The sequence below is a fragment of the Spongiibacter sp. genome (assembly GCF_041602295.1).
GTDB lineage: Bacteria > Pseudomonadota > Gammaproteobacteria > Pseudomonadales > Spongiibacteraceae > Spongiibacter.
On the sequence record NZ_JBFIGO010000007.1, the window covers coordinates 41836 to 55389 of the forward strand.

The window sequence follows — 13554 nt, forward strand, 5'->3', positions numbered from 1 at the left end:
TAAAGGCCCCCTTATTACTTTATATAAACCCCATTTTGGGAGGAATTACTCGGTGAATCCCGTTACTAAAACATTTCAGTGGGGCGGCAAAACCGTCACGCTAGAAACCGGTCGCATAGCCCGTCAGGCTAGCGGTGCGGTATTGGTTACTATCGACCAAACCCAGGTGTTGTGTACTGCTGTGGCAGCAAAATCTGCCAAGCCTGGTCAAGATTTCTTTCCGCTGTCTGTGCACTATCAAGAGCGCACTTATGCGGTGGGTAAAATCCCTGGCGGTTTCTTCAAGCGCGAAGCGCGTCCCTCTGAAAAAGAGACGCTGACCTCTCGGCTGATTGACCGCCCCATTCGCCCATTGTTTCCCAAGGGCTTTCAGAATGAAGTGCAGGTCATCTGTACGGTGATGTCTGCCGACAAGGCGAATGATCCCGATATTGCTGCGCTGATTGGTACCTCGGCAGCGCTGGCGGTTTCCGGCGTGCCATTTGCCGGCCCGGTCGGTGCGGCGCGCGTGGGTTTCACTGCTGAAGATGGCTACATTCTGAACCCGAGTTTCGCCGAGCTGGAAACCAGCTTGCTCGATATGGTGGTTGCCGGTACTAAAGATGCCGTGCTGATGGTTGAGTCTGAAGCCCAGCAGCTGAGCGAAGACCAAATGTTGGGCGCGGTACTTTACGCTCACCAGGAAATGCAGGCGGTTATCCAAGTTATCCAAGAGTTGGCCGCTGAAGCGGGCAAGCCTGCTTGGGATTGGCAGCCCGAGCAAGAGAACACCGCTTTGTTGGGTGCTGTTGCCGAGGGTTACAAGGCCGGTCTGGGCGAGGCCTATCGCATTACCGACAAGATGCAGCGCTACGCCAAAGTGGGTGAGCTGCGCGAGCAGGCGGTTGCGGCATTGGCCACTGGCGACGATGCACAATACAGCGCCGAAGATGTTAAGGCGGTGTTTGCCAAGCTGGAGAAACAAATTGTTCGCCAGCGTATCTTGAATGGTGAGCCGCGTATCGATGGCCGCGATGGCCGCACCGTTCGTCCTATCGCCGTTGAAGTGGGCGTGTTGAATAAGTCGCACGGTTCAGCCTTGTTCACCCGCGGTGAAACCCAGGCGATTGGTGTTGCTACGCTCGGCACGACGCGCGATGCGCAGTTCATTGATGCATTGCAGGGTGAGTATAAAGACAACTTTATGCTGCACTATAACTTCCCTCCCTACTCGGTGGGCGAGTGCGGCCGTATGGGCAGCACCGGTCGTCGTGAGATTGGCCACGGCCGTCTGGCGCGTCGCAGCCTGGAAGCAGTGTTGCCCAGCCCCGAAGAGTTTCCCTACACGATTCGCGTGGTTTCAGAAATTACTGAATCCAATGGCTCCAGTTCAATGGCCTCTGTCTGTGTGGGCAGCTTGTCATTGATGGATGCCGGTGTGCCGCTGAAGGCGCCGGTTGCCGGTATCGCCATGGGCCTGGTAAAAGAAGGCGAACGCTTTGCCGTATTGACCGATATCCTCGGTGATGAAGACCACCTGGGTGATATGGACTTTAAAGTGGCCGGTACCGCCGATGGTGTGACTGCGCTGCAGATGGATATCAAGATCGAAGGTATCACTCAGAAGATTATGGAAGTGGCGCTGGAGCAAGCTCAGCAGGCGCGTCTGCACATCCTTGGTCAGATGAATCAGGTACTGTCGGCCTCGCGTGAGGATGTTTCTGACAATGCGCCAAGCATGCATGTCATGAAGGTCGATTCTGACAAGATTCGCGACATCATTGGCAAGGGCGGTGCGACGATTCGCGGCATTTGCGAAGAAACCCAAGCGCAGATCGACATTGAAGATGACGGCTCAGTACGCGTTTACGGCGCTGATGCGGCATCGCGTGACGCTGCGGTTGAGCGCATACTGGCCATTACCGCCGAGGCGGAAGTTGGCGAGACCTATGTCGGTACAGTTGCTCGCATTGTTGATTTCGGTGCGTTCGTCAATATCCTGCCCGGCAAAGATGGCCTGGTACATATTTCCCAGATCTCTGAAGAGCGCGTTGAAAATGTCAGCGACTACTTGAAAGAAGGTCAGGAAGTGAAGGTAAAAGTGCTGGATGTTGATCAGCGCGGCCGTATCAAGCTGTCAATGAAAGAAGTTGAAGCCGAGGAAGCGACTCCTGCAGAGGAGTAAACCGCTGCTAGCGGCTCGTTAAAACCCCGCCTCGCGGGGTTTTTTTATGCCTGAAGAAAATGCGGGTTACCGGCGTCGCGCCATTGTTGATGTCGGTGCTAGACAAGCGGCCGTGCTGTGATAGGCTCGGCCTGCAGGTAGATGGACTTTGCACAACACAACGAGGATAAGGCATGAATAAAGTATTGATGGCATCGGCATTTCTATTGGCTTCCAGCACCGCTATGGCAGTGGCGCCGGGTGGCTCGAACTGCGGTTGGGGAAATATGCTATTTGCTGGCCAATCCGGTCTGCCCTCTCATTTGGTTGCCTCGGTGACGAATGGCACTTCGGGCAATGCAACGTTTGGTATGACGTCGGGTACTAACGGTTGTTCGGCTGACGGTACATTGACCTACGGCGGTAAGTCGATGATCAATCTTGGTCAAATCATGGAGGAATTCTCCGAAGATGTTGCTCTAGGCGACGGTGAAGCACTGACCGCAGTGGCTGTTTCTATGGGCATTGCCGAGGAGGACCGCCAAGTGTTTAAGGCCGTTTTGCACGACAATTTTGATCAGCTGTTTCCCTCTGCTGAGGTGGATGCAGAGGCGCTGATGAACGCCATTGTTAACGTGATGCTGCGCGAAGAGAGATTGGCGAAGTACGTGTCTTAATTTAGTGGTGGGAAATTTTGTTAACGGCCCTGCGGGGCCGTTTTGCCGTTTTTGGGCGTTATATATGTTGAGCTTTTGTGTTGCCGTGGCGCTGCTATTTGTGCTTAGCAGCGCGCCTGCCCAGGCAGGGGATGACAGTAGCGCAGAGGCCGCACTGGCCGCTCAGCAACAGTGGCGAGCGCTACTGCACTTCCCCCGGGGCGGCGCTACCAGCTATATCGATGACCCGCAGTTTTTTATTGCCGAACGCGGCCACCGCGACCCTCTGGTCGAGTTGCGTGCCAGTGTAGAGCTGTTTACTGAGCGGCCCGCGATGCGTTGCCAGTATCCCGCCCGTGAACAGTGGATGGTACAGCGGGGTTTAATTGCCGACACACAGCAGCGCTGTGAGGCCTACCAGCAGTGGCGCGATAAACTCAATATTGAGTCGGTCGTATTGGTGTTGGCGTCGAGTTACCTGAATAGTCCCTCGTCGATGTACGGTCATACCTTTTTGCGCCTGGACCCTGCGGGTGAGCGCGCTGAGTCGGACTTTCTCTCCTATGCGCTGAACTTCGGCGCTAATATTCCGCCGGGCGAAAACGATCTGCTGTATGCCTACCGCGGGCTGTTTGGCGGCTACCCCGGTTTGTTCAGTATGCAGCCTTACTACCAGAAGATTCAGGAATACACACATTTGGAAAACCGCGATATGTGGGAGTACCGGCTGAATTTGAGCGCCGTCGAAATCGACCGGCTGCTGCGGCATGTCTGGGAGCTGCGGGATATTAATTTTGATTACTTCTTTTTTGACGAAAACTGCTCCTACCGTTTGCTGGAGTTGCTCGAGGTCGCGCGGCCAGGTGTTGATCTAACCAGCTCCTTTGCCTATGCGGCGATGCCGGTGGACACCGTGCGCGCGGTCGCGGAGGCGGCGATGGTCGACGGCATAAGCTACCGGCCGTCTAAGCGTTTGGAGTTGGATGCGCTAATGGCACAGCTGCCGGTCGAGCAGCATGATTTAGTGCGCCGGCTTGCCGAGGGCAAGTTACAGAGCCTCGATGCGCTCGATGTTGCCGACGAGCAGTCTGCGCAAATCTATCTGGCGGCCTACCGTTACCTTCGTTATCAGCAAAGCCGTCAGCAGCGCCGTGCCGATATCGCGGCTCGCAGTCTCACTCTGCTGCGCGGGGCTCAGCGTGGCGGTGCATCCCGCTTGCCGGCGGTGGACCGTCCCGGCCGGCCGGACGACGGTCATCGGACGTCGTTACTGGCCATAAGTCTGGGGCATCGTGAACTCGGTGGTGGGCATGCTGGGGGGAGTAAGGGGCTGGAATATGCTGACCTGAACTGGCGAATCAGTTACCACGATGCCATGGACCCGGTGCTGGGGTATCCGCTGGGCGCGAGCTTGGTAATGGGGGATGTGAAATTGCGCTGGCAGGACCGCGAGGGGCTGCGTTTGCAAGGCTTCGATTTGCTCAACATTCGCTCACTGTCGCCCCGCGGCGCTTTGTTTTCGCCGCTTAGCTGGCAGGTTCAGTTGGGGCTCGAGCGCCTTGACGATGCGCCTAGCCAACCGCTGGTTGCCCAGCTCAGTGCCGCAGCGGGTCCGAGCTGGTCACTGCTGGGCGGCATCGGCTATGTGATGCCAGCACTGCGTTCGGAGTACAATCCGGATTTTCGCCAGGATTGGCGTGTGGCGCCGGGCCTGCGCTCTGGGCTGCTGTGGCAGGGTGAGCGGCTGGCGTTGGAGACCTCGGCCGAGCTGTTGGACTTTTCGGGTGCCGGCCAGCGCAAGCAATATCGGCTGGCGGCGAATTATCAGTGGTCGACAGATAGGGGGATGCGTTTGGCTATTGATCATCGCGACCAACCTTGGGGACGGTCCACGGGCGTGGAGCTGGCATGGCGGCACTATTTTTAAATCGTTGCAGCGCCTTACTGTTGGTGCTGTTGTTGACCGGTTGTGAGGCGCTGCTGTTCTACCCCCAGCGGCAGTTACTGCGCGATCCGGCAGCGGTGGGGCTGGCCTATCGCGAGGTCAGTATTCCGGTCGCCGACAGCGCCCTGCATGGCTGGTGGCTGCCGGCCCAGGAGCCGCGCGCGACCCTGCTGTTTGCCCACGGTAATGCCGAAAATATCAGCACCCATCTCGCCAGCGTTTACTGGTTGCCGTCGGAGGGTATCAATGTGTTGTTGGTAGACTACCGGGGCTATGGTCGCTCCCCGGGGCGGCCGTCGCTGGACAATGCCGTGGCGGACTTGCAAGCCAGTTGGCACTGGTTGTTGGCGCAGGGCGACGCAGCTCCACTGCCTTTGCTTGGCTTTGGGCAGAGTCTGGGGGCGAGCCTGATGGGCGTAGCCGTTGCCCGTGAGCGCGAGGCGCTGGCCGGGCGGCTTAAGGGCCTAGTTCTCGATGCCGGTTTTGCCGATTACGCCAGTATTGCTCGCGAGCAAGCAGCTAAAGCGCCGTTGACCTGGTTGCTGCAGTTGCCCGTAGCGTGGGCGATGCCCAAGGGCTACGATTTGATTGACGCTCTGCCGCAGTTGCCCCGGGCGCCGCTGCTAATTGTGCACGGGCGCCAGGATACGGTAGTCGGTGTGCAGCACGCCCAGCGGCTGTTTGAGCGCGCCGCGCAACCCAAGCAATTGTATCTTTACGACGGTGGTCATATCGGCAGTTTTCACGACCGGCTAAGCCGCCAGAGACTGCTGGACTTTATTGCGGACAGCCTTGCAGATTAATGCTGGTGCCCGCCTTCACCGTGGGCGTGGCCGTGCTCGATTTCCTCGGCAGTCGCCGCGCGGACAGAGTCAATCGCAATTCGGAAGCTCAGGGTTTGGCCTGCCAGTGGGTGGTTGGTGTCAACGTCGACGGAAAATTTCCCCACTTTGATGACGGTGGCGCTGTGGCTGCCCTTGTCGGTGTTGAAGCGCACGAGTTGGCCAACTTTGAGCTTGCCCTCGTGTTTGAGATATTTGGCGGGAATCCGCTGTTGCTGGCCCTCTTTTACCATGCCATAGGCCTGTTCGGGAGGCAGGGTGATTTCAAATTCATCGCCAGCGGCGCGGCCGGCTAGGGCTTTTTCCAAGCCGGGAATGATGTTGTTGGCGCCGTGCAGGTAAAGTGTGGCGGTTTCGCCAAAATTACTTTCCAAGGTGTTGCCGGCGCTGTCGCGCAGCTCGTAGTGGAATGCCACTACACTATTGTTGTCGATCTCCATGATTCCCCCTGCGATAATAGGCTGACTGCGGATGTGTTTTCCGGTGCGTATAGTAAGCTCCCGTCGTGGGTGGCGGTAGTGAAAATTGGGGGTGAGCATGGGGGATGTGGTTAAATTTGCGCCGCGCAAGCCGCCGTTGAAGAGCAGCCTGTGCCGAGAGGGGCATCACAAGTGGAAGGTGGAGAAAAACAGCCAGTTTGATGTGAAGCAGGGGCGTTTAGTGAGTGTGTATAAATGTCAGCGTTGTGGGCGTCGCAAAACCACCGCGCACTAGAGTTTAGTGCGCCATGCCTTCGTCTATCTCTGCGCTGATGAGTGCCAGCCAGTTTTGGGCTTCATCGTGGCCTTCCACGGCTTTAACGACGCAGGCAATGCCGAGCAGGTGTTCCATCAGCAATTTACGCATAGGAACATTGTTCTCGTTTGCCTGTTCCTGTAGAAACAAAAACGCCTGTGCGCTAATGTCGTCGATCTGCATCTGCTGAGTACTTTCCCGATACTCGGACAGCGTGACTACTTTTGGCATGGCCATGTCGTAACCCTCTCTTGATGTGGGAAAAGTATAGGATGACCTCGCAGCCAAAACGCTTCGTAATTACACGTATGGGCCGATCTGCGGAAATATTGGAAACCTGAGGAACTAGCCGAGTCTATGTCTGAGAATATTGTGATCAGCACCGATGGCGTTGAACAGATCCCATTGAAAACCTACACCGAGAAGGCCTATTTGGATTATTCCATGTACGTCATTCTCGATCGTGCACTGCCCAATATTGCCGATGGCTTGAAGCCGGTGCAGCGCCGTATTGTCTATGCGATGAGCGAGCTGGGCTTGAAGGCTAGCGCCAAGTACAAGAAGTCGGCGCGTACTGTTGGTGATGTTATCGGTAAGTTTCACCCGCATGGTGACAGCGCGGTGTACGAGGCGATGGTGTTGATGTCTCAGGACTTTTCGTATCGCTACCCGTTGATTGACGGTCAGGGAAACTGGGGGTCGCCGGATGACCCCAAGTCCTTCGCTGCTATGCGTTACACCGAGTCCAAACTCACGCGCTACGCGGAGGTGATGCTGAGTGAGTTGGCTCAGGGCACAGTCGATTGGATACCTAATTTTGATGGCGCGCGGGATGAGCCGGCGATGTTGCCGGCAAGGGTGCCCAATATTTTACTCAACGGCACTACGGGTATTGCCGTGGGTATGGCCACCGATATCCCGCCGCACAATTTGCGCGAGGTAGTCAGTGCCTGTATTCATTTGCTGGACGCGCCCAAGGCGTCGGTGGCTGAGCTTTGCGAGCATGTCAAAGGGCCGGATTTCCCTACCGACGCCGAGCTGATCACCTCTCCAGAGGATATCCGTAAGATCTATGAGAGCGGTCGCGGGTCGCTGCGGATGCGCGCTGTGTGGCAGGAGGAGCAGGACGACATTGTGATCACCGCGTTGCCACATCAAACCTCGGGGTCGAAAGTGCTGGAGCAAATTGCCCAGCAGATGCAGGCGAAAAAGTTGCCGATGGTTGTCGACCTGCGCGATGAGTCCGACCACGAAAATCCAACTCGCCTGGTGATTGTCCCGCGTTCAAATCGCGTCGACACCGAGGCGCTGATGAATCACCTGTTTGCCTCTACAGACCTTGAGCGCAGTTATCGCGTCAATATGAATATGATCGGCATAGACGGTCGCCCGCAAGTTAAAAGTCTCGATCGGATTCTTGGTGAGTGGCTGGAGTTTCGCACCAATACTGTGCGTCGCCGTTTGGAATTCCGTTTAGACAAGGTGCTTAAGCGGCTGCATATTCTCGATGGCTTGCTGGTTGCCTTCCTGAATATCGACGAAGTTATTGCCATTATTCGCGAAGAAGACAAGCCCAAGCCGGTGTTGATGGCGCGCTTTGGGCTGAGCGATACCCAGGCCGAAGCCATCCTCGAGTTGAAGCTGCGCCACCTGGCCAAGTTAGAAGAGATGAAGATCCGCGGTGAACAGCAAGAGTTGGCCGCCGAGCGCGACCAGCTGGAACTTACGCTGGGGTCGACTCGCCGGATGAAAACGCTGGTGCGCAAGGAGTTACTGGCTGCCGCCGAGGAGTATGGCGACGACCGCCGCTCGCCCCTAGTACAGCGCGGCGAGGCTCGAGCATTTGCGGAGGAAGATATTGTGTCCGCCGAGCCGGTGACGGTGGTGTTGTCGGAGATGGGGTGGATTCGCGCCGCCAAAGGCCACGATATTGAGCCGACGGCGCTCAGTTACAAATCCGGTGACCGCTTCAAGCTGGCGGCGCGCGGCCGCAGCAATCAGTCGGTATTGATTTTAGATAGCACGGGCCGCAGTTACAGCGTGGCCGCCCATAACTTGCCGTCGGCCAGAGGCCAGGGTGAACCGCTGACCGGCCGGATTAATCCGCCTTCAGGGGTGGGCTTCTCCGGCATGATGATGGGGAGCGATGACCGTCATTATTTGCTGGCCTCCGATGCGGGCTATGGGTTTATTGCCAAGCTGGGGGATTTGCACAGTAAAAACAAGGCCGGTAAGGCCACCCTGACGCTACCCAAAGGCGGTCGAGTGATGGCGCCGGTCGCGGTGGCCTCGTTGCAGGACCACTACGTGGTGGTGATTAGTAGCGAGGGGCGCATGTTGCTGTTCCCGGTGAGCGACTTGCCGGTGATGGCGCGGGGTAAGGGCAACAAGTTAATGGGTATCCCCGGTGCCCGGGTTGCCAGCCGTGACGAGTATTTGGTGGCGATGGTGGTTATGGGGGCGGCTGACAGTATTAAGGTATTGTCGGGCAAGCGTCACCTGTCATTGAAACTTGCCGAGTTGGAGCACTATCTCGGCGAGCGCGGCCGCCGTGGCCACAAATTGCCGCGCGGCTTCCAAAAAGTGGATGGTGTGGAGCTGATTGCGGCTGGCTAGGTGTCCACGCTGTCACCGGGGCGGCGTTGCAGCTGTTCCAGGGCGAGGTTTTTCAGTTGCACGTGTTGGCGCTCTAGCAACTCGTTGTAAGGCGATTTTAGGCTGCCCACGCGATTGCTCCGGCAGCTGACCCAGGCGTCTAGTCGAGGGTGGTTGCTGCAGTTGTTGTCCAGCCAAATGCCGTCGCCGTCTGCAGTGGCGCAGTGTAGGCGATCGATGGCGATACACTCGGCAGCTTGGCAGTGCCAGTCATTGCCTTCGCTGCATACCCTGGCTATTCCCGGTCGAATCTTTAGGCTGCGATCCAGTTTTTGTAGCAGCTCTGCGGCACACAGTGCGCGGAACAGCGGTGGGTCGCAGTCATCGAGGTCAAAAAACCTAAGGGTGACGCCGTTGTGGCGCAGCAGCAGTAGTTCGGCGTGATACAGTCTGGCGATGGCTTCACTGCGCGCGAAGGCCGTTTGCAGTTGCTGCTCAAAGCGCTCGGCGGTCATTTTTTCCTGTAGGTCGTCATAGGCCTGCCAGTGGCAGTGCAACACATAGTAGTCGCAATACCGTTTGTCGCCGGCCTGCATGAGGCGGATCTTGGGGTTGTGTATCTCGGTGAGGAGTTCGCCGAGGGCGTCGCGGCCCAGATAATCGCTGTGGTCATCCAGCAGTGGTTGTGCCAGTCGCGCACGGGCGCGCTCAAGCTGGCGCTCGATGCCGCGCATCGGTACGGCGAGCATGGCGTAGCTCAGGCAGCAAAGAATAGCCGTGAGCAGCAAGAGGGTTTTACCCAGGTCGCGTATTTCATTGCCGATAATTTCGCTGCCCAGCGCCAGTTTAACCTGTCCCAGGCGGCCATCGGCGGCGACGCCGGCGCGGTAGTTCAGCTGTTGTTCCTGCCATACTCCGGCCTCGGCAACGGCTTCTCCGCGGGCGTTTTCGATACTGCCGTAGACGATAAGTGGACTGTCGATATAATCCTGCAATATCGCCTGCAGGCTGACGCGGTCGTTGCGCAGCAGCGCTTGTTGGCTCTGCGAGGCCAGTTGCTTGGTCCATTGCTGGCCGATCAGCTGAGTGGTTTCAAGCAGGATTTGTTTACTGGCGGTCATGCTCGTGACGAGCAGCGTGAGGCCGGCTACACCGCAGATCAGCGCGGCGATCAGGCCGCTTTTGGCGGAGAGTGGCAGGCGTAATAGCTGTTTCAGCATTGTGCTGGTCCATAGCCGAGTGGTTGGGGCTGGGGCGAGTATAACAAGCCTGCTGGCACCATGGCATGTTGCTGAAGATATGTATGGCGGCGATTGAGGCAAATGGCGATAAAGTGGGTGCGGCGCTTGGGCGCGCGGAGCTGTACCGCTACAATAGCGCCAAACCAAGGGGGCAGTGTGAACGAAGTCATAATGATTAATATCGCCGGCGATGATCGTCCGGGGGTAACCAGCTCGATTACCGGTATTCTCGCTGACCATGATGTGGCGGTATTGGATATCGGCCAGGCGGTGATCCACGACACCTTGTCGCTGGGCTTGCTGGTGTCGTTGCCGGCCGGTACCGAAGCGGCCAGCATATTGAAAGATATTTTGTTTCGCTGTCACGAGATGGCCCTGCAGGTGCGCTTTTTGCCGGTCGCTGCCGACAGCTATCAACAGTGGGTTGCCGGCCAGGGGAAGCAGCGCCATATCGTGACCTTGCTGGCGCGCAAGATCAGTGCTCGTCACATTGCCCATGTTACCGAGATCGTGTCGCGCTACGGCCTGAATATCGACCGTATCGACCGCCTGTCTGGGCGGGTGCCGCTGGAGGGAGTCGATGAGCAGTCCAAGGCTTCGGTGGAGTTGTCGGTGCGCGGAAATTTGGCCGATGCCTCGGATTTTCGTCGCGAGCTGTTACAGCTTGCCAGCGAGATGGACATTGATATTGCCTATCAGGAAGACAGCATGTTTCGGCGAACCCGTCGCTTGGTGGCCTTTGATATGGACTCGACCTTGATCGAGGCGGAGGTGATCGACGAGCTGGCGCGGGCGGCTGGCGTCGGCGAACAGGTGGCGGAGATTACCGAGCGGGCAATGCGCGGTGAAATCGATTTTAAAGAGAGTTTCGCCGCGCGGGTTGCCCTGTTGAAAGGGCTGGATGAGTCGGTGCTAGAGGGTATTGCCGACAGCTTGCCGATCACCGAAGGTGCCGAACGGCTAGTGTCTACCCTAAAGCAGCTGGGATACAAAACCGCCATTTTGTCGGGTGGCTTTACCTACTTTGGTCACTACTTACAGCGGCGCTTGGGTATCGACTATGTCTACGCCAATGAGCTGGCCATTGAAAACGACCGGGTGACCGGTGAGGTCAGCGGGGTGGTAGTCGATGGACAGCGCAAGGCGGAACTGCTGCGTGAAATTGCCCGCAGCGAAGGTATTGATATGGAGCAGGTGATCGCCGTCGGCGATGGCGCAAACGACTTGCCCATGTTGAGCATCGCCGGGTTGGGCATCGCGTTTCGCGCCAAGCCAATTGTCAGAGAAAACGCCAAGCAGTCGATTTCTACTCTGGGCCTGGACGGTATTCTCTATTTGCTGGGTATTAGTGATCGCCTGAGCAGCGCATCGACTCAGCCAAAGGCGGCGAATTCGTAAGACATATCCGGTACGGGGTCTTGCACATAGCTGCCTTGAATAAAGTCTGGCCCCAGTTGCCACAGTACCGCCAGGCTGGCGGCACTGCTGACATTTGGGATCAATACACGGCTGTTTAGACGCCGACCGCCGGCAATGATTTCGCGGATTTCATCCGCACTGAGGCTGTCGGTTTTGCGCACGCCGGGCTTGATAAGTGCCGGTTTGATGTGTTCCAGGAACTTGTTGCCGCCCTGGTTGCGGCCAAAATTGCGCACTGCCAAACCAACGCCCAGCGAGGCCAGTTGCCGGCAGCAGTCCAGTGCGGGCTTGAGCGAGTTGGAGATGCTTTCTTCGCTAAATTGCAGGGTGAGGGCGGCGCCTGGCAGGCCCGCGGCCTTCATGGCCACGCTGAGCCAGGAGCAAAATTCCGGGTCGTGAAAGACATTGCCGCTCAGGTTGATAGTGAGCTTGGTATTGTCGCCAGTGGCGCGTTTTTTGGCGAGTTGCTTGGTGGTTTCGACAATAATCCAGCGGTCTAGTTTGTTATTCTGAGGTTCTTTCTCGATAACCCTGAGCATTTCACCGGCAGTGACTTCACCCTCAGACCAGTCGCGGATGTCTAGATAGGACTCGTAGTAATCGCCCTCGGCATCGCTGAGGTTGATAATGGGCTGGAACAGTAATTGTAACCGTTGGTCGGCAAAGGCCTCGTCAATCAGGGTGTTGATTTCGGCGCTGCTCTGCAGTTGCTGGCGATCCCGGTGATAGATCTGGGCTTGGTTGCCGCCGCTTTCGGAGATTTTTTGCAGGGTTTCAAAGCAGCTGTCCAGCAGCACCGGCGCGTGGGGCGGGGTGAGGTGGTTGATTGGCATAATGGCGGCACTGAAGCTGCATTGCCGCGATTGTTTGCGGACTTCGATAATCTCTGTCTCGATACTTTTGAGTAATTCCTGGCTGATTTCCAAAGCCCGCTGACTGGGGACGTGGTGGGCGATGGCGGCGAACAGGTCGTCGCCGATGCGCCCGTAGTACTGCGCCGGCAGCAGAGTTTGCAGGCGCTCACTCAGTCGCTGAATGAGCTGCTCGCAGCCCTGTAGGTTGAGCTCTTGGCGATGCTCGTCGTAGCCGTCCAGCTGCAATAGCACTAAGGAGCTGTTGCTGTTGCGCTGCGAATCAACAAAATCTTGCAGCAACCTAAGGAAGTGTTTGTGGTTGTTCAGCCCTGTTGTCGGGTCGAGCAGGGCGCTGCTGGCCTCGGCGCCAGATTCGTGTAAGGTCAGCTGGATGCAGGCCTCACCATCATAGGTGGCGCTGTTGCAACTAATCGGGATCTTTAGTTCGCTGTGGTCGGCGCACAGAAAGCTGACTTCCAGTTGGCTGACTTCTGAGCCGCTGACCTGCTTTTTCAAGGCGTTTTTAAAGCGTTCCTGATCCTTGTTGCAGATTAAATCGACAATGGGGAAACCGTCCAGTTCCTCGTAACCCATGCGCTCGCAAAATAGCTCATTGGCGTCGATGATCATGCCGTCGGTGATATAGCTTATTGCTTCTTGGTGGGAGCTGAGCAGCAGGGCATTGCGCTGCTGTTCTTCTTGCAGGGCTGCACGGGTGGCGGCGAGTTCACGACGGCTAAAGAGGGCTTGCAGTTCTCGCTGGGCGATGAGGAATAGCCGTGCGCGGTTGTGCGGGCTGAGCACCAGGCTGACCGATTCGTCCGGGAGTGGAATGTCGTCGTCATCGTTAAGATAAATAACGGGCAGGTCGAGATTGCCATGGCGCAGTATTTTACCGCACTGCTCAATGGGGAGTGGCGAGCGCAGGCCGTTGAAAAAAATGAGATCCCAGCTGCCGTCATCGAGCAGTTTCTGCAGGGCCGGGCCGTCACCAACCACTTGGCTGTGAGCGACTTTGCCGGCACGCCTGAAGGTGCTGATAATGTCCTCGACGTCGTCGTCTGACAGGCCGATGAACAGCAGTTTGGTTGCGGAATTGCGGGTCATATTGCCTCAGAAGCATC

At 57.2% G+C, this 13554-nt stretch carries 11 protein-coding genes; 7 read left to right on the top strand and 4 right to left on the bottom strand.

The window, feature by feature from the left end; translation table 11 throughout:
• Positions 1-52: 52 nt before the first annotated feature.
• From pnp to ABYM29_RS02645, 4 genes are all read left to right on the top strand, one after another.
• Entirely contained in the window at positions 53-2164 is a 2112-nt protein-coding gene (gene pnp, locus ABYM29_RS02630; protein ID WP_372861754.1) for a polyribonucleotide nucleotidyltransferase, read from the top strand.
• A gap of 173 nt (positions 2165-2337) precedes the next feature.
• On the top strand, positions 2338-2820 hold the full coding sequence (locus ABYM29_RS02635) for a DUF3015 domain-containing protein (RefSeq protein WP_372861757.1): 483 nt from the start codon (positions 2338-2340) through the stop codon (positions 2818-2820).
• 64 nt (positions 2821-2884) lie between these two features.
• Positions 2885-4726 (top strand): DUF4105 domain-containing protein, encoded by a 1842-nt coding sequence (locus tag ABYM29_RS02640; RefSeq protein ID WP_372861760.1) that lies wholly within the window; start codon positions 2885-2887, stop codon positions 4724-4726.
• Positions 4708-5547: an alpha/beta hydrolase gene (locus tag ABYM29_RS02645; protein WP_372861762.1), complete on the top strand. Its 840-nt coding sequence runs from the start codon at positions 4708-4710 to the stop codon at positions 5545-5547. Before ABYM29_RS02640 ends, ABYM29_RS02645 begins: the two co-directional genes overlap by 19 nt.
• Here ABYM29_RS02645 and ABYM29_RS02650 read toward each other — a convergent pair.
• On the bottom strand, positions 5544-6026 hold the full coding sequence (locus ABYM29_RS02650; protein ID WP_372861764.1) for a peptidylprolyl isomerase: 483 nt from the start codon (positions 6024-6026) through the stop codon (positions 5544-5546). The two genes, ABYM29_RS02645 and ABYM29_RS02650, sit on opposite strands and share 4 nt — an antisense overlap.
• A 97-nt stretch (positions 6027-6123) precedes the next feature.
• Between ABYM29_RS02650 and ABYM29_RS02655 the strand changes: the two genes are divergently transcribed.
• Positions 6124-6300, top strand: coding sequence for a hypothetical protein (locus ABYM29_RS02655; RefSeq protein ID WP_372861767.1), 177 nt, complete (start codon positions 6124-6126; stop codon positions 6298-6300).
• 3 nt (positions 6301-6303) lie between these two features.
• Here ABYM29_RS02655 and ABYM29_RS02660 read toward each other — a convergent pair whose 3' ends face one another.
• The gene (locus ABYM29_RS02660; RefSeq protein ID WP_372861770.1) at positions 6304-6558 is read right to left on the bottom strand and encodes a hypothetical protein; all 255 of its coding nucleotides are present in this window, start codon (positions 6556-6558) and stop codon (positions 6304-6306) included.
• Positions 6559-6678: 120 nt separating this feature from the next.
• Here ABYM29_RS02660 and parC point away from each other — a divergent pair, with 120 nt between their 5' ends.
• Entirely contained in the window at positions 6679-8937 is a 2259-nt protein-coding gene (gene parC, locus ABYM29_RS02665) for a DNA topoisomerase IV subunit A (protein ID WP_372861772.1), read from the top strand.
• On the opposite strand, the gene ABYM29_RS02670 is transcribed toward parC, so the two are convergent.
• Positions 8934-10136 carry a hypothetical protein gene (locus ABYM29_RS02670; RefSeq protein WP_372861775.1) on the bottom strand — a complete coding sequence of 401 codons (1203 nt, stop codon included), beginning with the start codon at positions 10134-10136 and terminating at the stop codon, positions 8934-8936. The two genes, parC and ABYM29_RS02670, sit on opposite strands and share 4 nt — an antisense overlap.
• Before the next feature lie 177 nt (positions 10137-10313).
• On the opposite strand from ABYM29_RS02670, the gene serB reads away from it, so the two are divergent.
• On the top strand, positions 10314-11555 hold the full coding sequence (gene serB / locus ABYM29_RS02675; protein ID WP_372861778.1) for a phosphoserine phosphatase SerB: 1242 nt from the start codon (positions 10314-10316) through the stop codon (positions 11553-11555).
• Here serB and ABYM29_RS02680 read toward each other — a convergent pair.
• A complete protein-coding gene (locus ABYM29_RS02680; RefSeq protein WP_372861780.1) occupies positions 11531-13537 on the bottom strand; it encodes an EAL domain-containing protein in 2007 nt (668 codons plus the stop codon). The genes serB and ABYM29_RS02680 overlap by 25 nt on opposite strands.
• Positions 13538-13554 lie beyond the last annotated feature (17 nt).